This is a genomic window from Photobacterium sp. 2_MG-2023, assembly GCF_030547675.1.
GTDB lineage: Bacteria > Pseudomonadota > Gammaproteobacteria > Enterobacterales > Vibrionaceae > Photobacterium > Photobacterium arenosum.
On sequence record NZ_JAUOQQ010000003.1, the window covers coordinates 114,211 to 137,253 of the forward strand.

Below are 23,043 nucleotides of genomic sequence, written 5' to 3' on the forward strand. Positions count from 1 at the left end.
TCACCCGATTTACATTATCCGTCTTCTGTATTAGGCATTCCATAAAGGAATCACTCGGAAGCGCCTGCCTGAGCGGACAGTTTAGCCTTAATGAAAGTGGCATGGTCAACATAGATCAGCTCTGCAACCTGGCGGATAACGGCTTCTTCCACCGGGTCTAAAATGCCGTCAGCAAAAGCGACCTGCCACATGGCTTCGATTAAGCGGTAACGCTCTTCCGCAGACAGTGAGCGCAGCTTATTGGTGAATTCAAAAACCGACACAGACTGCTCACTGCGGGTTTGAGCTTCGTGCAGCAGGGCTCTGGCTTGTGTGTCATCCACTTCAAGCAATTTGACTAACAGGTGGACTTTTGCACTTTCCTCGCTGGGGTCTCTGCTGTGATCGGCATCTGCGACTTCACAGAGCAGTGAAGCCATCGCCAGGTGAAGGGATGGGGTATCAACCGCCGCGCCATCATCACTACCTTCATTCATTACCTGACGAAAGAGTACGCGTAATTGCTGGAACATAATCATTTCCTTTCAACAGCCTCAGTCATACTTTTATCTTTGCAGTGCTCGCAGAAAAAATGCAAGGGATAGTTTTAGCCTGCCTGATGAAAGATAAACTATGTGTTAGAATCGCGGCAGTTTTATGATGCGTTTGTTCAGGCCTTTTGATGACTTGCATTCAGCCTGAACGACCAACTGATACAAGCAGGAAATCACTTGACTCAGTCTACAAAGTCTCAATCTGAGCGGACCGAGGTTCGCAATAATGAAAAAACATTAAAAGCCGCACTGAAAGATTGCCTGATCCGCGATCGTTTCCGTCTGCACAAAAGAGTGCAGGGTGCCGCTAAGATAAAGAATGAACAGGCTCGCCATACGGTATTCGATGAAATCGCTATGGATATCGCACGCTCAATGCAAGCGGTAGACATCCGGCGCCGCAGCTGTCCTCAGATTACCTATCCTGAACAGTTGCCTGTTAGTCAGAAGAAAGAGGACATTGCGAAGGCGATCAGCGAGCACCAGGTCGTGATTGTTGCGGGTGAAACCGGCTCAGGTAAAACCACTCAGCTACCTAAAATCTGTCTCGAACTTGGGCTGGGCACCACGGGAACCATAGGCCACACTCAGCCCCGTAGGCTGGCGGCGCGGTCAGTGGCGAACCGTATCGCTGAAGAGCTGGGCTGCGAGATGGGCTCAACCGTAGGTTACAAAGTCCGTTTTAACGATCAGGTATCAGATAAAACGCAAGTGAAGCTGATGACCGACGGTATTTTGCTGGCTGAAATTCAGAACGATAAATACCTGAGCCAGTATGACACCATCATTATCGATGAAGCCCATGAGCGAAGCCTGAATATCGACTTTATTCTGGGCTATCTGAAAAACCTGTTGCCGAAACGTCCGGATCTCAAGGTGATCATCACCTCAGCGACTATCGATCCGGAACGCTTTTCAAAACATTTTAACCATGCGCCGATTATCGAAGTGTCTGGCCGTACCTATCCGGTTGAAGTACGTTACCGGCCGATCATGGATGACAGTGACGATAACGATCGTGATCAGCTACAGGCCATTTTCGATGCGGTCGATGAGCTGTGCGATGAAGGCATGGGCGATATCCTGATCTTCATGAATGGCGAACGGGAGATCCGCGATACGGCAGATGCCCTGAATAAGCGCAATATCAAACACACTGAAGTCGTGCCTTTGTACGCACGCCTGTCAGCCAGTGAGCAGAACCGGGTGTTCCAGTCGCATAGCGGCCGGCGCATTGTGCTATCGACCAACGTGGCTGAAACCTCACTGACTGTTCCTGGTATCAAGTATGTGATCGACCCGGGTACAGCCCGTATAAGCCGCTACAGTTATCGCACCAAGGTGCAGCGCTTACCGATAGAACCGGTATCGCAGGCCAGTGCCAATCAGCGTAAAGGCCGTTGTGGCCGGGTGGCGGCAGGTATCTGTGTTCGTCTGTATTCAGAGGATGATTTTCTGTCGCGTCCGGAATTTACCGATCCGGAGATTCTGCGTACTAACCTGGCATCGGTTATTTTGCAGATGACGGCGATTGGCCTTGGTGATATCCAGGCCTTCCCGTTTGTTGAGCCGCCTGACAGCCGTAATATTCAGGACGGTGTACGCCTGCTTGAAGAGCTGGGTGCGATGAACGCTAACGCGACCGACCCGCGAAAGCGTTTGACTGAGGTTGGCCGTCAGCTGGCGAAGTTGCCGATTGATCCGCGTTTGGCACGTATGGTGCTGGAAGCACCGAAACACGGTGCGCTGCAAGAGGTCATGATTATTGCTTCTGCTTTGTCGATACAGGATCCACGGGAGCGCCCGACAGAAAAACAACAGGCCTCGGATGAGAAACACCGTCGTTTCTATGACAAAGAATCGGATTTCCAGACCTTCGTGAACCTCTGGGAGTACGTGAAAGAGCAGCAAAAAACGCTGTCTGCAAATCAATTCCGTAAGCAGTGTAAAGCGGATTACCTGAATTACCTGCGCGTGCGGGAGTGGCAGGATATTTATTTTCAGGTGCATCAGGTTGTGCGTGAGCTGAAGCTGCGTCATAACGAGGAACCTGCCGATTATCAGGCGGTGCACACCTCGCTACTGGCGGGCTTACTGTCGCATATTGGCCAGAAGGATCAGGAGAAGAACGACTATCAGGGCGCGCGCAACGCCAGATTTAACATCTTCCCCGGTTCCGGTATTTTCAAGAAGCAACCGAAGTGGGTTATGGTGGCCGAGCTGGTGGAAACCTCCAAGCTGTGGGGGCGTATTGCCGCTAAGATTCAGCCTGAATGGATCGAACCGTTGGCCCCCCATCTGATCAAGCGCAGCTACAGTGAACCGCACTGGGAGAAAAAGCAGGCTTCTGTGCAGGCCTTTGAGAGAGTCACCCTGTACGGCATTCCGATTGTGCCTAAACGTAAAGTGAATTACGGCAAGATTGATCCTGTACTCAGCCGCGAAATTTTTATTCGCTCGGCACTGGTCGAGGGGGACTGGGAAACAAAGCATAAGTTCTTCCATCAAAACCGGCAGTTATTGCGGGAAGTGGAAGAGCTTGAGCATAAGTCCCGCCGGCGTGACATTCTGATCGATGACGATGCGCTGTATGAATTTTACGATCAGCGGGTTGAGCATACTGTGGTTTCCGGGCGGCATTTTGACGCCTGGTGGAAGGAAGCTTCCCGGAAAGACAAAGATCTGCTGAACTTTGAACGTGAGATGCTGTTACGGGGTGATGCGAGCCATGTGACTGAGCTTGATTATCCCAACTTCTGGCATCAGGGCGGCTTAAAACTCAAGCTGAGCTATCAGTTTGAACCGGGTGAAGACACAGATGGTGTCACAGTTCATCTTCCGTTACCTGTATTGAATCAGGTGGAACCGGACGGTTTTGATTGGCAGATACCGGGTTTGCGCCATGAGCTGGTGGTAGCTTTGATCAAGTCGTTGCCCAAATCCTTACGTCGTAACTTTGTGCCGGCACCTAACTATGCGGATGCTTTTCTGGCCCGGGTACAGGCATTGTCGATGCCTTTGCTGGATGCGCTGGAAAAAGAACTCAAGCGTATGACAGGTGTGACTGTACTGCGCGATGACTGGAATTTGGATCAAATTCCTGAACACCTGAAGATCACATTCCGTGCTGTGGATCACCGTAACCGGAAACTTCGGGAAAATAAGGACTTGTACGCACTGAAAGACAGCCTGAAAGAGAAAGTTCAGGAAACGCTGTCTAAGGTTGCCGATGATGATATTGAGCAGGACGGCCTGAAGACCTGGAGCTTTGGCGCGTTGCCAGAGCGTTATCAGCAGAAACGTGGCGGGTTTGAAGTTAAAGCCTATCCGGCTATCATTGATAACAAAGATTCGGTCGGTATCAAGCTGTTTGAAACAGAAGAAGAGCAACGTACGGCTATGCAGCAAGGCCAGCGTCGTCTGATATTGCTTAACGTGCCGTCGCCGATCAAATATTTGCATGCTAATTTGCCGAACAAATCAAAGCTGGGTCTGTACTTCAATCCGTATGGGCGGGTTATGGATCTGATTGATGACTGTATTGCCTGTGGCGTAGATAAACTGATTGAAGAAAAGGGCGGTCTGGTTTGGGATGCCGATACATTTGAAGCATTGAAAGAGCATGTGCGGGCCGAGCTGGGAGATACGGTTGTCGATATCGCCAAACAGGTAGAAGCCATTTTGACTACGGCCTTCAATATCAACAAAAAATTGAAAGGGAAAGTCGACCTGAGTATGGCCTTTGCGTTGTCTGATATCAAAGCCCAGATTGAAGGTTTAATCTTTAAAGGGTTTGCCACTGAGTGTGGTTGGCAACGTCTGCCGGATATCTTGCGTTACATGAAAGCGATTGAGCGCAGAATGGAAAAACTGCCGATTGACCCGAATAAAGACAGAGTACATATACTGAAAGTTGAGTCAGTAACCAATGACTACAAAGAATTACTCAATAAGATTCCTAAAGGTCAGCCGATACCTGAACAGGTTAAGGAGATCCGTTGGATGATAGAGGAACTGCGTGTGAGTTATTTCGCTCAACAATTAGGTACACCGTATCCTGTCTCTGATAAACGAGTCAGAAATGCCATCGCTTCCTGTTAATGAAGTGATTCATTTAAACGTCATTAAAAAAATATTATAATTAAAAATTGACGAGTTAATAACTCGTCAATTTTTTTGCTTGTGTTATATGTGTTCTGTTTTCATGGTGATATATATAATAAAGCACTGGAAGAATAATTGAGCTGGTTCGTTATAAGCCCGCTCCAGATTCATGTTTTATTCATAATGCATTTTTATCTCATTATTTTTTGTGAGAGATAAAAGTGTCTTATTTTTTATTAATTACCTATCTTGTCAGTTACAGAAAATTACATCGATTTCACTTATAACACGCAAAAATACCTCCTGCTGATGAATGCAGTTTAGACAAGTTAAATTCTCTTTCCTACACTTGTTTACGCTGTGAATAGTCCGGTAAATACCTGAATGTAATAGCTGATAACACTCATTAGTCATGTTGGGGCAAATCTGTTCCCTCACTTTTTATTACCACTCATTCTGTCGGTTGGTGCATTTTTTATGTTGGCTGTACGGTGAGTTTCATTGCGTATTGACAATAAGATAGGGAATATTATGAATAAACAGGCTCAGTTAAACGATAATAGCCTTCAATCTTTTTATTTTGTCGGTGAAGAGCAACATACTTTGCATGGGATTACCACGGCTCAGCATGAACTCTGGCTTAGCGAAACCATGTCTCAAACGCAGCCCTTTAATTTCTGGGGTTATGGCGTGATAGATGGGCCATTGAATGTTGAGTTGCTGCGCCAGGCCGTTGAGATAACAATTAACGATATACCCGCTCTTCAGGCGCGATTTGTTGAAAAGGAGGGGGAACTTTATCAATATTATGCCAAGCAGACGGCTGAGCCGCTGTATTTTTATGATTTCTCCTCCAGCCATAATCCATTGGACACTGCTATAGCATGGATGCGTGATGACGCTGACCGGGCCGTTTCTGTCCTTGAGCACGATTTGTATCATTTTGCTGTACTGAATCTGGCACCAGAGAAGTGCATTTTTTACCGCCGCTTACATCACATGCTGATTGATGGCAGAGGCGGGGAAGAGTTCAGCCGCCGGATTGTGCTGACTTACAATGCGCTGGCGAGCCAGCAACCTATTCCTGAGTTTGAAAGCTGTGGCTTTACCCAACTCTATGAGAACGATAAAAAATATCGGGGTTCGGCGAGGCTAGGCAAGGATAGTCAGTTTTGGAAGCAGTATACCGCGTCTTCCGTTCACACTCTGACTCGCAAAGAAAAACACGTCCCTTATTCAGAAATGAACATCAGTAAATATGTGCTCGACAAGGCAGATTTGGATCAGATTGATCAATGTGCTGCACAAATTGGTGTTCACCGCGCACACCTGCTGACAACGGCAGTGGCGGCTTGTTTTTATAGTGTTACAGGTCATACCGAGTTGAATTTCAGTCTGCCGGTAGCAGGGACTCGGGAGCGCAGTGGCATAGGTATGACCGCGAATGTGGTTCCGCTGATTCTGCGCTTAACCCCTGATGACACGCTTGAGCATCTGGCCCGGCAGGTGACAGCCGAAATGGGGAAAACGGTTCGGCGTCAACTCTACCGGGGCGAGGATATCCGGCGGGACAGGAACGCTGCTGATGTATCCTGGTTTGGCCCTGCGATTAATATTGTCGCTTTTGATAACGGTGATAGCTTTTGGCAATGTAAAACACGCTGGCATTATGGCGGAAATATCTCGGTCAGCGATATGCAGATTCTGTTTTTTGAAGACAGACAGGCACAGGAACTGGATGTCATGTTTGTCGATGCGCCGCATATCCATTCACTGGCGCAGCTTGATAACCTGCAGCGCCGCTTTCAGTTCATTCTCCAGTCGCTTTGTCATAAACCAGACAGCCAGCTTGAAGATGTTGTACGTCTTGCTGCTAAAGCGGATGAGGCGGATTTGCAGGATAATTTTTATGTATCCCGTCTTCAGCCTGCTGCGGGTGGGGTGCTGTGCTGGGACCAATCCGCTCAGGTATTGGAACGGCTGTCTTATGCCATAGGTCATCCTTCGCAAGCTTGTCCGGTTAAACTGGCACTGAAGGATGGTGTGCTCGGTATCGACACTGTGGATGTGTGCGAAGGCCAAACCACGGCCTTACCAGGCACGATACTGCATATTGACGATCAGGGGTGGGACATTGCGACAGCTCAGGGAATTGTACGCATTGGTGGCTGGTTTAACGCATCCGGAAAAGTGCAATCAGGGAAACAGCTTGCACGTCAGTATAAGCTGGAGCCGGGGCAGCGTCTGCCTGTACTCAGCGAAGAGCAGGCTTCCCGCCTGACTGCGCTGTTTGATGAAGGGAAAGGCTTTGCTTCTTTTTGGCAAGCCCGTCTGGAGCAACCCATACCTTCGGCATTTCCGGCCCGACAAATCGCCCCGTCAGAGACAAACTGGCAAGCTACAGCCTGGCAGTTTGTGGGCAAGACCGATCTGCCGACTTTTCTGAGCGCTGTCGCTGTTTATCTTGCCCGAATGGGAGATCAAACCGATTTCCAGATTGGCTGGTTACAGAGGCAAGTAGACAGTCTGTTAGCCGATGCTGTGTTGCCGGTGCATGTTTCTCTGGATATGACGCAGCATTTTTCAGCTATCCAGCAATTATTGAAAACGGAATGTGACCGTGTGCTGGCGCATCTGCCTTTCCATCCTGAGCTCCATGCTTTACTGTCGCCAACCGTCTGGTGGCCACTGACGATTGAATTGATTTCTGATATCTCTGCCGCTACTGACTGCCCGATAGATGCCGGCGCACTGCTGCAAATCGATAAAGCAGGGAACAGATTCCGCTGGCTGTATGATGAGGCAGTACTTGGAACTGAGCAGGTTGACAGGCTCAGTACACACCTGCTTTTTGTCCTAGAACAAGCGCGTAATGAACCTGATACCCCGGTAAGTGAGCTGTGTTTGCTGAATGCGAACGAACGTCATTATTTACTGGAGGAGATGAATGTAACAGCGGCTGACTTCCCGCCGGTGAGTTACGTTCATGCCATGTTTGAGGAGCAGGCGGAGAAAACGCCTGATGCTATTGCTCTGCGTTGCGGAGACGCCGAATTCAGTTATGCCGAGATCAATACGCGGGCAAACCGCCTCGCGCATGAACTGCTGGTTTATGGCGTGGGGGCGGAAACCCGGGTAGCAATCTGTGCCACGCGCAGCCCGGAACTGATTGTGGCAATGCTGGCGGTACTCAAAGCCGGAGGGGCGTATGTTCCATTAGATCCCAGTTACCCTGGTGAGCGGCTCGAGTATATTCTTAATGATTGCCGTCCTGTGTTGTTGCTCGCCGATGCCGTTGGCCGTTCGGCGTTAAGTGTGCATCCTGTTCCTGTGCTGGATCTGGAAGCAACGTTACCTGCGACGATTTCATCTGAAAACCTGGCGATACAGGTCCAACCCAATCAATTGGTCTACGTGGTATACACCTCAGGGTCAACGGGTAAGCCCAAAGGGGTGATGGTCGAACACGGCCAGTTGCTCAATCTGATTTACTGGCATGCCGAGGCAACAGAACTGAAAGCCGGAGAGTGCACTACCTGTATGGCAGGTCTGGGTTTTGATGCCTGTGTATGGGAAATATGGCCATCTTTGTCATTGGGCGCCACAGTGCTGATACCGCCAAGAGAAGTATCCGGTGATAGTGATGCGCTGTTGCGTTGGTGGGGTAATAGCGACGCACAGATATCTTTCATGGTGACACCTTTGGCTGAAGTCGCCCTTGCTGCCGGTCATCTTCCTGTGGCACTGAGAACTTTGCTGATTGGTGGCGACAGTATTCGCCGTTGGCCGCTGAACATCCCGCATGGCCTGACATTATTGAATAATTACGGCCCGACAGAAACCACAGTTGTTGCCACATCGGGGAATCCGCACACTGGTGCTGTAGTGCCATCGATTGGCCGCCCGATCGCTAATACGCGTGCCTATTTACTGGATGAGTCGGGGCAGCCGGTACCCTTGGGGGCGATAGGCGAATTGTATATTGGTGGTGAGCAGGTTGCCCGCGGTTACCTGAATCAGCCTGAACTTACTGCTGAGCGATTTCTTGACGATCCATTTAAGCCGGGAGGGCGAATGTACCGAACCGGTGATCGAGCCCGATATTTGCCTGATGGCAGCCTCGAATACCTGGGCCGGAATGACCATCAGGTGAAAATACGGGGTTTCCGGATCGAGCCCGGCGAAATCGAAGCGCAGCTGGTGTCCCATCCATTTGTCTGTGATGCGGTTGTCGATGCACTGTCAGACAGTACAGGAGAGAAACGGCTGGTTGCCTGGCTGGTACCAGCAGAAGAGTCCGGATGGGGAGAGTTGAATACCGAGCTGTCAGCGTTTCTCGCGGGATGCCTGCCAGACTATATGATTCCCACTGTGTTTGTCAGCCTGAAAGCCTTGCCTTTGTCGCCGAACGGCAAGCTGGACCGCCGTGCACTGCCAGCGCCTGATTTGACCGAAACCGGACGAATGATTTACGTCGCTCCCGAGGGTGAAACAGAATTGTTACTGGCGCGTATATGGCAGGATCTGTTGGGTGTTGAGCGTGTAGGCCGCGATGATAACTTTTTTGAATTAGGTGGCCATTCATTGCTTGTGGTCAAATTGCTGGCTCAACTGCGTAAGGTCGGTCTGGCGACAGATTTGCAGGCATTGTTTTCTGCACCGACGCTGTCGGTATTGGCTCAGACGCTGGTCCCCCAGGCCGATGTGGCCGTACCTGAAAACAGAATTCGGGTTGGCAGTGAAACAATCACGCCAGACATGTTGCCTCTGGCCGATCTCGCTCAGGAAGAGATTACTGCGATCACTGACAGTGTGCAGGGCGGTGTCGTTAATGTGCAGGATATCTATGCACTTTCTCCGTTACAGGAGGGGATCTATTTTCACCATCAGTTAGCAGAAAAAGGCGATCCCTACCTGCTGTCCGCTACCTTACAGTTTGACAGCCGGTCCCGTCTGGATAATTGGTTGGCTGCAATGCAGCAGGTTATCACTCGGCATGACATTCTGCGCACTGCTTTTGTGGCAACTGGTACAGCGTCTCCGGTACAAGTTGTGTGGCGGCAGGCTAATTTCAATGCAACAGAGCTGGTGCTGGACCCGGCGGAGGGGCAGATCAGCCAGCAACTGGCATCGCGTTATGATCCCCGTCATACCCGACTGGATCTGACTCAGGCACCGTTACTGCATGTTGTAATTGCGCAAGAGCAAGATGGCAGCTGGTGCGCGTTACAACAATGGCACCACCTTATTGGTGATCATACGACGCTGGCCTTGATGGTTGAAGAAGTCTGCGAAATCATGGCAGGTAACGAAGCGGCACTGAAACCCGCACAACCATTTCGCAATGCGGTGGCACAAGCCCGGCTGGGCGTCAGTGACAGCGAGCATGAAACATTTTTCCGTCGCATGCTGGCTGATATGTCTGAACCTGTGCTGCCCTTTGGTCTGAGCAATGTTCACGGTGATGGTTTGCAAACCAATGAAGCAAGCCTGACGCTGCCCGCTGATTTGAATCGGGCGTTGCGGGTACATGCAAAACAACTGGGGGTCAGCCTTGCCAGCCTTTGTCACCTTGCGTGGGGGCAGGTACTGGCGAGAACCAGCGGTCAGGACAGTGTTGTTTTCGGCACTGTGTTGCTGGGTCGCATGCAATCCGGCGAAGGGGCTGAAAGTGCGTTGGGACTCTTTATCAACACCTTGCCTTTGCGGTTGGAAATGGATAGCCGCAGTACAGAAAACGCCGTTCGCCAGACCCATCAAAACCTGAGTGCTCTGCTGGCTCATGAACATGCCCCACTGGCGCTGGCGCAGCGTTGCAGTGGTTTACCGGCAGGAACGCCATTATTCAGTGCATTGCTCAATTATCGCCACAACGAAGGTGATAACCTGCCTATGCCTGAAGGGGTGAGTCTGATTTCCGCAGAGGAAAGAACCAACTACCCCTTTGTACTGTCGGTGGATGACGGTCTGGACATGCTATCTATTACGGCTCAGGTCATTGCGCCGATAGAGGCAGAACGGGTATGCGGTTATATGCAGCAGGCGCTGAGTGCGTTGACCAATGCGCTGGCTTATACGCCGGATCTTCCGGTTTGTGAACTGCCGATTGTGCCGGACAATGAGTATGCCATGCTCGTCAATGGCTGGAACAGCACTGCCAGGGGTTATCCTCAGTCCGAGTGCCTGCAGACCTTGTTCGAAGCGCAGGTGGCACGCACACCAGATGCCGTTGCCTTGGTTTTTGACGATCAGGTCTGTGAAGATCAAGCTTGTGACGATCAGACATTGAGCTATACCCAGCTCAATGAGAAAGCAAACCAACTAGCGCACACACTGATAGCACATGGTGTTGGCCCAGACAGCAGGATAGCTGTTTGTGCTGAGCGAAGTCTGGCAATGGTGATCGGCCTGCTTGGTATTCTGAAAGCCGGTGGCGCTTATGTTCCCCTGGATCCGGCTTATCCCGGCGAGCGGTTACAGTACATTCTGCAAGATGCTGATCCCGTCTTGCTGCTGACTGATGAAGCCGGGCGCAATGCGCTCGGCAAGCACGCTATTCCTGAAATGTCGTTAAACGGCAACCAGCCATCTGGTGTGAGCTGCGAGAATCCAGTACCACAGTCCCAGCCGGACAATCTGGCTTATGTCATTTATACATCGGGTTCAACAGGTAAACCGAAAGGCACGATGAATGAGCACAGGGGCATAGTTAACCGCTTGATCTGGATGCAGGAAGCTTATGGGCTGACCGCAGAGGATACGGTCCTTCAAAAAACACCGTTTGGCTTTGATGTGTCGGTCTGGGAGTTTTTCTGGCCGTTGATGTATGGGGCCAGACTGGTGATGGCACGTCCTGAAGGGCATAAAGATCCGGATTATCTCAGCCGTACTATTGCCCGTTATGGAGTAACAACCCTGCATTTCGTGCCTTCTATGCTGCAAAGTTTTCTGGCCTACAGCGGCGCGGCAGAACGCTGTCAGCCTGTCGCGCGGGTTATCTGCAGTGGCGAGGCGCTGCCTGCCTCTTTAGTGAAGGCATGTTACCGTCAGTTACCACATGCACAATTGCACAACCTTTACGGGCCGACCGAGGCCGCAGTTGATGTTACCGCCTGGCATTGTTCTCGCGAGACAAATCTGGTGACCGTTCCTATTGGTCGCCCGGTGGCGAATACCCGTATTTATCTGTTAGACAAGTATGGTCAGCCAGTGCCTTTAGGCGCAGTGGGTGAAATGTATATCGGGGGGATACAGGTTGCACGCGGGTATCTGAATCGTCCTGAGCTGACCGCTGAACGGTTTCTCAGTGATCCGTTCAATGCCGAACATGGCGGACGTATGTACCGGACCGGTGATCTGGCACGCTACCTGCCGGATGGCAACATTGAATATCTGGGCCGTAATGATCAGCAGGTAAAAATCCGCGGTTTCCGTATTGAATGTGGTGAGATTGAGGCCGTATTGCAGACGCACCCGCAGGTGCTCGATGCCGTTGTGGACGCCCGCAGTGACAGACATGGTGACAAGCACCTGATCGCCTGGTTTGTGTCAGGTGAGGGTTGTGAACCGGACGGAGCCGGATTGCGGGACTATCTGACAGGTCTGCTACCGGACTACATGGTACCTGTGGCCTTTATGCCGATTGACACAATACCGTTATCACCCAATGGCAAGTTGGATCGCCGTGCATTACCGGATCCTCAGGCGCAAAGCCAGTCACGTGCTGACTATATGCCACCCGAAAATGAAACTGAGCAGCGGCTGGCAACTTTGTGGGAAACTTTGCTTGAAGTGGAGCGGGTAGGCCGGGATGATAATTTCTTCGCGCTGGGAGGCCATTCGTTGCTGGCCGTACGTCTGGCTAACCGGATGCAGCAGTTAGGGCAGCCGTTGGCTCTATCGGCGTTGTTCGCCAATCCTGTGCTGCATCAACTGGCCCGTCAGCTGACGACAGACAATACAGAAGGATTACCGTCCATTGAGCCCGTTGTGCGCGGTGAACGGCTGCCATTGTCATTTGCCCAGCAACGATTATGGTTCCTGACACAGCTGGATGGCATGAGTGAAATCTATCACATGCCGCTGGCGGTGCGTTTACGGGGTTCGCTGGATATCCCGTCCTGGCAACGTAGCCTGGATACCATTTATGCGCGCCATGAAGCGTTGCGCACTGTGTTTAGCAGTCAGGACGGCCTGCCCTGTGCACAGATCCTGCCTGCGGCGGAACTGCCGCTGACTGTGCATGATTTGCGTCAATTATCCAATTCAGACAAGGCAGAAGCGCAAGCGCTCCAGATCGCCGCGAGTGAAGCGAGCAAACCGTTTGACTTAATGAATGGCCCCTTGCTGCGTGTCAGCCTTATCCGGCTCAGTGATAACGAGCAGATCTTTACCTTTACCTGTCATCACCTGGTATCCGATGGCTGGTCTAACGGCATCTTGTTGCGTGAACTGGCAGCTTTGTATCAGGCATTTACACAAGGCGAACAGAATCCGCTACGCCCGTTATCAGTGCAGTACGCGGATTATGCCAGCTGGCAACGTCAGTGGCTGACGCCCGAGCGACTGTCGAGCCAGGCAGATTACTGGCAGCAACAGCTGAGTGATGCACCCGTATTACTGACGTTGCCGACAGACCGTCCTCGTCCTGTCGTGCAGTCGTTTGCCGGTGATCAGGTTGCGATACGGCTGGAGGCCGAACTGGCCCAGGCATTACGCCAGTTCAGCCAGCGTAATGGTGCCACCTTGTTTATGACTGTACTGGCTGCCTGGGGCATAGTGCTGTCCCGACTTTCGGGGCAGCAGGATGTTGTTATTGGTACGCCGGATGCCAATCGCAGGCAGTTAGATACCGAGCCCATGATGGGTTTCTTTGTCAGCACATTGGCGTTGCGACTGGATTTGTCCGGCGACATTGAGTGGCCGGCACTGTTACAACAAGTTCGCGAGACATTGCTTCTGGCGCAGGAAAATGGCGACTTGCCGTTTGAACAAGTGGTTGAGCAGGTCAATCCGCCACGACAACGTGCTTATACGCCACTTTTTCAGGTGATGCTGACCTGGCAGGAGAATACAGCCCATAACATTCGCTTACCGGGACTGGATGCGGAACCTCTTGCGCCGGGCTACGCGGCCGCTAAGTATGATTTGACGCTGGATCTCACCGATCACGGGCAGGAAGTCGCAGGGGCATTGTATTTCGCAACCGCTTTGTTCGATCGGGCTACGGCTGAACGTTATGTTGCGTATCTGCATCAGGTATTGATCGCGATAGCAAAAGATGTGTCAGAGCCGGTTAACCGCATTAACCTTCTCCCGGAAGCTGAACGTCAGTGGTTATTAGATGGTAGTAATCAGTCTGAAAATCAGATTACAGAGCAGCGTTGTCTCCACCATAGATTTGAAGCCATGGCAGCGAAAACACCGGATGCCATCGCTCTGGTGTCCGGCGACCAGCAACTGAGTTATCAGTCTCTGAACCAGCAGGCCAATCAGCTCGCTCATGAACTGATTGCACGTGGAGTCGGGCCTGATACTCTGGTTGCGCTGTGTACAGAGCGGGGAATCGGCACTGTTGTTGCTATTCTCGCCATTCTCAAGGCAGGTGGAGCCTATGTGCCGTTAGATCCGGCTTATTCCGGCGAACGTCTGCAATACATTGTTCAGGATGCTGCGCCTGTGTTGTTACTGGCTGATGAAGCGGGTCGTTCTGCTCTCGGAGAACAGGCGATCCCTTTGTTGTCGCTGGATAAGCCCTTGGCAGGGGATAGCCGTGATCCGCAGGTTGCGGGTTTATCACCGGCCAATCTGGCCTATGTTATCTACACCTCCGGCTCAACAGGCCAGCCCAAGGGAGTGATGGTTGAGCACCGTCAGGTTGACCGTCTGTTCACTGCCACAGATGCCGATTTCGGTTTCAATGCTGAGGATGTCTGGTGTCTGTTCCACTCCTTTGCGTTTGATTTCTCCGTATGGGAGATCTGGGGGGCGCTGAGACACGGTGGCCGGTTAGTGGTGGTGCCACAGACAACAGCCCGTTCTGCAAAGGACTTTTACCGCCTTGTCTGCCAGAGCGGTGTCACCGTGCTGAACCAGACCCCGAGCGCGTTCAAAGCCTTTATTCAAGCGCAGGATGATACACCGCACCAGCTCAGATACATCGTCTTTGGCGGTGAAATGCTCAACCCGGTCGATCTCACGCCCTGGTACGACCGCCACAGTGCTGATGCGCCGTTGTTGGTGAATATGTACGGGATTACCGAAACAACGGTACATGTGACTTATCGGGCCATGTCACCGTCAGATATTCATGCCAGCGGCAGCCCGATCGGGCATCGTCTCTCTGATCTTCGTCTGTATCTGCTGGATCCGCACGGTCAGCCGGTGCCGTATGGCGCGGTTGGTGAATTGTATGTGGGCGGTGACGGTGTCGCACGCGGCTATCTGAACCGGCCAGCGTTGAATGCAGAGCGTTTCCTTGACGATCCGTTTCATGACGGTGGGCGTTTATACCGGTCGGGCGATTTGGCTCGCTATCTGCCAAACGGTGAGCTGGAGTATTTAGGACGTAATGATCAGCAGGTCAAAATTCGTGGTTTCCGCATTGAATGCGGTGAAGTGGAAGCAGCACTGCTTGCCCATCAGAATGTGACCAATGTGGCCGTCGATGCCTGGCAGGCAGCTGATGGCGATAAACGGCTGGTGGCCTGGGTTGTCCCTAAGGGTCAGACTGACAGGGAAACACTGGCCGTTCAATGGCGTCAGTTCCTGTCAAACCGTCTGCCGGACTATATGGTACCCGCATCATTCGTCTGTCTGGACGAAATGCCACTGACAACCAATGGCAAGCTGGATAAACGTGCTCTGCCGGCACCGGAAAAGCAGACAGGGATCCGCGAAGTTTATGAGCCACCGAAGGGCGAAAAAGAGGGCTTGCTGGCTTCCTTGTGGGCCTCTTTGCTGGGTGTGGAATCAGTGGGTCGCTTTGATAATTTCTTCGACCTGGGCGGGCATTCTCTGCTGGCGGTACAACTGGCTAACCGGATTGAACAGGCTGGCTGGACACTGTCGCTGCCATCTCTGTTCTCTACGCCTGTACTGCATGCGCTGGCTGAAGAGTTGCAGGGGGAGGGAGATATCCGGCAGCGTCCTGTTACGCCTGTTTCAAGGCAAGAGCCAGTGCCTTTATCGTTTGCCCAGCAAAGGCTGTGGTTTCTGAGTCAGATCGAAGGCACCAGTGAGACCTATCATATCCCGGTAGCACTGACATTGACGGGGCTGATAGATAAAGCCGCTTTCAGCCAAAGTCTGGATGCATTGTATTCACGTCATGAAAGCCTGCGCAGTACTGTAGCAACGCAGGGAGATCAGCCTCAGGTTCGTTTCCTGCCTGAGCAGGCTATGCCTCTGTCATGGCATGATTTGCGAGCCGAACCGGAAGCGGACGCCCGGCGTCAGGCGCTGGTTCAAGCTCGTCGCGAGATGACTGCACCGTTTGATTTGTCTGAGGGACCACTGGTCCGCGCCCATGTCTGGCAGATTACAGATAATCACACTCTGTTTGTATTGGTTTGCCATCACATAGTCTCAGATGGCTGGTCAACCAAAATCCTGCTGAAAGAGCTGGGTGAGCTATATCAGGCGTTTAGTCACAACCGGGAAAATCCTCTGTCGCCGCTCAGGCTGCAGTATGCTGACTATGCTCATTGGCAGCGAGAGCACCTCAGTCAGGATAAGCTGGACAGGCAGGCACAGTTCTGGCGTAACTCGCTGGCCGATGCACCGACGCAACTGACATTGCCGACGGACAAACCACGCCCTCCGGTTCAGTCTTTTGCCGGCGCAGAGGTGCCGCTTGAGATTGATGAGGCGCTGACGCAGTCATTACGCCATCTCAGCAAACAGCACGGAACCTCACTGTTTATGACGGTACTGGCTGCCTGGGGGATCGTGCTGTCGCGGCTGTCGGGGCAGCAGCAGGTTGTGGTAGGTATGCCTGATGCAAACCGCGGGCGGCTGGAGGTAGAGCCTATTGTCGGTTTCTTTGTCAGTACACTGGCCCTGCATATCGACCTGCGTGAGGATCCCTCTCTGGATACCTTGCTGACAAGGGTCAGACAGGCCGTGCTTGCGGCACGTGAAAACAGTGACTTACCTTTTGAGCAGGTGGTGGAGGCGCTCAATCCGCCTCGGCAGCTTGACAGAACACCGCTGTTTCAGGTGATGCTGTCCTGGCAGGATAACACTGTGCGTGATATCTCGCTGCCAGGGCTGGAGGTGGCCGAGGCCGGTCTCGGTTACGATATTGCCAAATTCGATTTAACCCTGGCACTGGAAGAGAGCGGTGAGCAGATCACAGGTATGCTGAATTTTGCCACTGCATTGTTTGAGGCCGAGACAGTACAACGCTTTAGTGATTATTTGCTGGCGGTGCTGACAGCGATGGCGGCCGATGTCAGTCAGCCGGTGTCGCAGGTTGATATATTGCCTGACAGCGAACGTAAGCTGTTGCTTCATAGCCTGAATCAGACTGAACGTGTGTATTCCGTCTCTGCCAGTGTGCATCAATTGATTGAAGAGCAGGCCAGCCGCTCTCCTCAGGCCGTTGCCCTGGTATGCGGTGATGAAGTTCTGAGCTACGGCCAGCTGGACAACCGGGCAAACCGATTAGCCCATGGACTGATTGCCCGTGGTGTCGGCATCGAAACAAGAGTGGCAGTGTGCGCTGTCCGCAAGCCAGATATGATCGTTGCACTGCTGGCCGTGTTAAAGGCGGGAGGAGCATATGTGCCGCTGGATCCGGATTATCCGGCTGAACGGCTTCACTATATTCTGAAAGACAGCGCCCCGGTGCTTTTGCTGGCCGACTCGGCTGGCCGTAAGTCACTGGGTGATGTGCAGGTGCCTGTTCTGGCTTTGGATGAGCCGCTGGCAACACCTTTGTCTGTTGGTGCGCCAGAGACGATGGTTCGTCCTGAGCATCTGGCCTATGTGGTGTATACCTCAGGTTCTACCGGTCATCCTAAAGGGGTGATGGTTGAACATGCTCAGCTGATGAATCTGATTGGCTGGCATGCTGAAGCAACCGGGTTGCAGGCTCGGGAGAAGAGCACTTGTATGGCGGGACTGGGTTTTGATGCCTGTGTCTGGGAGATCTGGCCTGCTTTGTCGCTGGGCGGAACGCTGCTGCTGCCGCCGTTACAAGTAAAAGGTGACAGTGATGCCTTGTTGCGTTGGTGGCAAAACAGTGGCGCGCAGGTGTCTTTTATGGTGACACCGCTTGCTGAAGTCGCACTGGCAAACGAAATGGTACCTCAGTCGTTACGTCAGTTGCTGATTGGTGGAGACAGTGTCCGCCGCTGGCCGCTGAATGTTCCGCCGGGACTCACAGTCGTCAATAACTACGGTCCTACCGAAACGACTGTGGTGGCAACTTCGATGCCGCTGGATCTCAACGCCCCGGCTCCCTCGATTGGCCGTCCGGTGAGTAATACCCGCGTCTATCTGCTGGATGACTACGGGAATCCTGTACCCAAGGGAGCTGTTGGCGAGTTGTATATCGGCGGGGTTCAGGTGGCTCGTGGTTATCTGAATCAGCCAGCGTTAACGGCTGAGCGTTTCCTTGACGATCCTTTCCATCCGCCTGGACGTATGTATCGCACCGGCGATCTGGCGCGTTATCTTGCTGACGGCAGTCTGGAATTTCTCGGACGTAATGATCATCAGGTGAAAATCCGTGGTTTCCGTATTGAACTGGGCGAAATCGAAACTCAGCTTGGTGCTCATCCCGCGTTAAAGGATGTGGTTATTGATGCGCCGGCAGGAACCAGCGGTGATAAACGTTTGATAGCTTGGGTGGTTCCTGAGGATTCGGTGGAGGCGAACAGTGAATGGTCTGTTTTCACTGATCAATTACGCCTGTTCCTGAGCACGCGTATGCCGGAATATATGATCCCGTCAGATTTTGTCCGCATGAAAGCGCTGCCTATGTCCCCTAACGGCAAACTGGATCGCCGAGCGCTGCCTTTGCCGGAAGCTGAGGCTGGCCGTGCTTATACGGCGCCACAGGGTGAAACGGAAATCTTGCTTGCTAAAATCTGGGCAACAATACTGGAACGTGAATACATTGGCCGGAATGACAATTTCTTCGAACTGGGTGGTCATTCTCTGCTTGTGGTGAAACTGATGGCTGAACTCCGTCGCTATGGGCTTGCCGCAGATGTCAAAACTCTGTTTTCTGCCCCAACGCTGGCCTCACTGGCTTCAGCATTGGGTTCACAGCAGGAAGTCCGGATTCCGGAGAACCGGATCACTGTCGACACCAAAAGTATTATCCCTGAGTTAGTCCCACTGGCAGATCTGAATCAGCAGGACATTGATCAGGTAGTGGCGACGGTTCCGGGCGGTGTGGGCAATGTGCAGGATATCTATGGCTTGTCGCCATTGCAGGAAGGGATTTACTTCCACCATTTACTGAATGAACAGGGTGATACCTACCTGCTGTCCGCTTTACTGCGCTTTGACAGTCGCCAGCGGCTCGACTATTGGTTGTCGGCCATGCAGCAAGTAGTTGATCGTCATGATATTTTGCGCTCTGCTTTTATCAGCCATGGTCTGTCTGAATCTGTACAGGTGGTCTGGCGCCATGCCACCTTACCTGTTAGTGAGGTAGCGTTGAATCCGGTCGACGGGCCAGTGGCCGAGCAGTTACTGGCTCGCTTTGACTCCCGGTGTTCCCGTCTGGATCTGACGAAGGCGCCACTGCTGAATATGGTGGTAAGTCAGGATGAAGACGGTCGCTGGTTAATGCTGCAGCAATGGCACCATCTGATTGGCGATCATTCAACGTCTGCCCTGATAGAAAGTGAGATTGCCACTATTCTGGCTGGCAGAGCCAGCGAACTGGCGGTCGCGCCACCATACCGAAACGTGATTACACAAAGTCGGTTGGGTATGAGCCAGGCACAACATGAGGTGTTTTTCCGCCAGCTGCTGGCTGATATCGAGGAGCCTGTGCTGCCATTCGGGCTGAGCGATGTTCGGGGGGACGGCGCACGTGTTGTGACTTCTCACTTGTCTGTTCCCGGCGATCTCAATCGTGCTTTGCGAGAGCAGGCACGCAAGCTGGGGGTCAGCCTGGCCAGCCTCTGTCATCTGGCCTGGGCACAGGTGCTCTCTCGCGTTACGGGCCGGGATACTGTGGTATTCGGCACTGTATTGCTTGGCCGGATGCAGGCCGGTGAAGGTGCAGAGCAGGCGATGGGACTGTTCATTAACACTCTGCCGCTTCGCCTGGATATTAATGATAAGGATGTAGTGAGTGCGGTGCAGCAGGCACACCAGAATGTAAGTGGTTTGCTTGAGCATGAACATGCGCCTCTGGCGCTGGCTCAGCGCTGCAGTGGTCTGCCGGCAGGAACGCCATTGTTCAGTGCATTACTGAACTACCGCCATAACAAGGGTGACGAGTTAATATTACCGGCAGGCATTGAACTGCTCAGTGCTGAGGAACGGACCAATTATCCCTTCGTTATGTCAGTTGAAGATGGCGGTGATTCACTTGGTCTGACGGCGCAAATCAGTCAGCCGGTTGAGGCAGCCAGGGTTTGCGAATATATGTTGCAGGCGCTGACTTCACTGTCTCATGCTCTGGACACAACGCCTGACATGCCTGTTAATACGCTGGACATTGTCACCGATGCTGAGTATCGCTTGCAGCTGGAAACCTGGAACCAGACGACCATGGCTTACCCGGCAGACTGCTGTGTGCACACTGTGTTTGAACAGCAGGTACGCGCTAATCCTGATGCGATTGCCGTTACCGATGGTCTGCGATCTGTCAGTTATGCTGAGTTGAATATTCAGGCTAACCAACTGTCCCATGTCCTGATTGAACGGGGTCTCCAAGCCGGTGATCCTGTGGCGGTCAGGCTGGGGCGCAGTCTGGATTTGGTTGTGGCACAGTTGGCTGTACTCAAGGCCGGCGCGGTTTATGTGCCTATTGATCCCAAACTACCGGAATCCCGGCAGGCATGGATCATCAGTGATTGCGGTGCATGTATCGTCATTACAGAACAGCCGGGTGATGATGCATTGTCTTATGTCTTAGCCGATGAGCGCAGTCAGCGCACTGACAATCCTGAACGGCTGCGGTCAAGTACAGCAACGGCATATATCATGTATACCTCAGGGTCGACCGGACAGCCTAAAGGTGTGATGACACCGCATCAGGGTATCAGCCGGCTTGTGATCAACAACGGTTATGCGGGCTTCGACGAGACAGACATTGTCGCGTTTGCAGCGAATCCGGCCTTTGATGCGTCAACGATGGAAGTGTGGTCAGCCTTGCTCAATGGCGGTCAGCTGGTGGTCATCTCCCCGCAAACTGTCCTGGATGCCAAAGCCTTTGCTGAGGTATTGCAAAGGCAGCAGATCACGGCCTTATTCCTGACAACCGCTTTGTTTAATCAATATGTTCATACCCTTGGCAGCACTTTGTCTCAACTCAGGTATTTGATTTGCGGCGGCGAGAAGGAAGATCCGGCCGCTTTCGCGAAGCTGCTGCAATACCAGGGGCCGGTGAAACTGATCCACGCCTACGGGCCAACCGAAACAACGACCTTTGCTACCACGGCGCATATAGAGCATTTTGATGGCCACGATCGTTTACCTATAGGTAAGCCGATAGGTAACACGCGTGCTTATGTACTGGATGCGCGGGGGCGGGTTGTTCCTCGTGGCGCTGTGGGTGAGCTTTACATAGGTGGTGTCGGTGTGGCTCTGGGGTATCTGAATCGTCCGGAAATGAGTGCCGAGCGGTTCCTGCCCGATCCGTTCAATGCGGGAGCAAACATGTACCGGACCGGTGATCTGGTGCGTTATCTGCCGGATGGTAGTCTGGAATATCAGGGACGCAACGACCGGCAGGTGAAAATTCGCGGCTTCCGGATCGAGATGGGCGAAATCGAGCAGTATCTGCGTGCACATGATGCGGTTCGTGATGTGGTGGTCGATGTAAATTATCTTGGGGATGGTCAGCAACTGGTTGCCTGGCTGACACTCGATGACGGTGCATCAGCCCCGGAAACACCGGCAATGCGCAAGTATCTGGCGGAGTCTTTACCGGCTTATATGCTGCCCTCGGCTTACATATGGCTCGAATGTCTGCCGCTGACACCGAATGGTAAGGTGGACAGACGTGCTTTACCTGCACCGCAGGGTCAGGCTTTTACAGATGCAGGCTATGTGCCGCCTCAGGGAGACACTGAAGTCATGCTGGCTCAACTGTGGCGAGATTTGCTGGGAATGGAGCAGGTGGGTCGTTACGATCATTTCTTTGAATTGGGAGGTCACTCCCTGCTGGCGGTGCGTCAGGTGAGTATGGCACAGTCGCTTGGCCTGAGTTTTCCGGTACAGGCCATATTCGATCATCCGGTACTGGCCGACTTGGCTGAGCAGCTCGATAACCAGTTCGGTGAGCGACGTCCGTTAAGCGCGTTACCGGCTCGCCGCAGTGGCATACGTCCACCCTTGTTCTTTCTGCCGACAGGCTTTGGCGATCATTCTTACGTGTATGAGATAGCGAAAGTCATTAACCCGGATCACCCTGTCTATGCCGTACCCTGGCCGGATATGGCTCAGCCGTTGCCTGAAACCATGGATGACATGGCAGCAGCCAGCATAGCGCTGATTCGTAAAATACAGCCGTGCGGGCCGTACCACCTGTTCGGGTATTCGTCTGGCGGTATTCTTGCTTACCAGATTGCACTGCAATTGCAAAGGGAAGGGGAAGAAGTGGCCCTGCTGGGACTGTTTGATACCATGCGGCCTCAACAGGCGATGAGCAGCGTAACAGCCCTTTTCCTGAGCTGGCTCGAAGTGGAACATGCAGAGCTTGATCTGGCCTTGCTGGCACAGTTGCGTGATATGCCGCTACAGGCTGTGCTCAGGACGTTGAAAGATAGGGGGATCAGTACACAGATGGATGATCATCAGGCAGAGCTGTTGTTGTGGAACCAGCGTTATCACTATGCGACTTTGGTTGGCGCAACAACTCTCTCGCCATCGGAACTGGCAGTGCATTTATTCAAAGCAAAAGAAGACATGCCTCCCATGCGCAGTGATGATCTGATTCGGTATTGGGAAGCTATCAAACCTCAGGACTTTAACCGCACGGATAACTCGGCACTTGGATGGGAACACCATTTACCGGCACATTCGCTGATTGTGAAAAAAGTGGATGGCGATCATGTCACTATGATGGCGGATGCTGAGAATCGGCGCCGGTTAGGGGAATGTATTGATGCGGTGTTGCAGGAAATATCGGCTGATACTTTAGTTAACCGCTCGATGGATACAGAGAATACGCGGTAACTGAATCACTCTGGAAAGACTCAAAATCCGGTGC

3 protein-coding genes are annotated in these 23,043 nt (G+C 52.5%); 2 read left to right on the forward strand and 1 reads right to left on the reverse strand.

Annotated elements, in window-relative coordinates:
- Positions 1-50 precede the first annotated feature (50 nt).
- The gene (locus Q4491_RS04165; protein ID WP_192017140.1) at positions 51-512 is read right to left on the reverse strand and encodes a TerB family tellurite resistance protein; all 462 of its coding nucleotides are present in this window, start codon (positions 510-512) and stop codon (positions 51-53) included.
- Between the two features lie 198 nt (positions 513-710).
- On the opposite strand from Q4491_RS04165, the gene hrpA reads away from it, so the two are divergent.
- Both hrpA and Q4491_RS04175 read left to right on the forward strand, forming a co-directional pair.
- Positions 711-4,634, forward strand: coding sequence for an ATP-dependent RNA helicase HrpA (hrpA, locus tag Q4491_RS04170; protein WP_303454947.1), 3,924 nt, complete (start codon positions 711-713; stop codon positions 4,632-4,634).
- A 534-nt stretch (positions 4,635-5,168) separates the two neighbouring features.
- A complete protein-coding gene (locus Q4491_RS04175) occupies positions 5,169-23,009 on the forward strand; it encodes a non-ribosomal peptide synthetase (protein ID WP_303454950.1) in 17,841 nt (5,946 codons plus the stop codon).
- Positions 23,010-23,043: the final 34 nt, after the last annotated feature.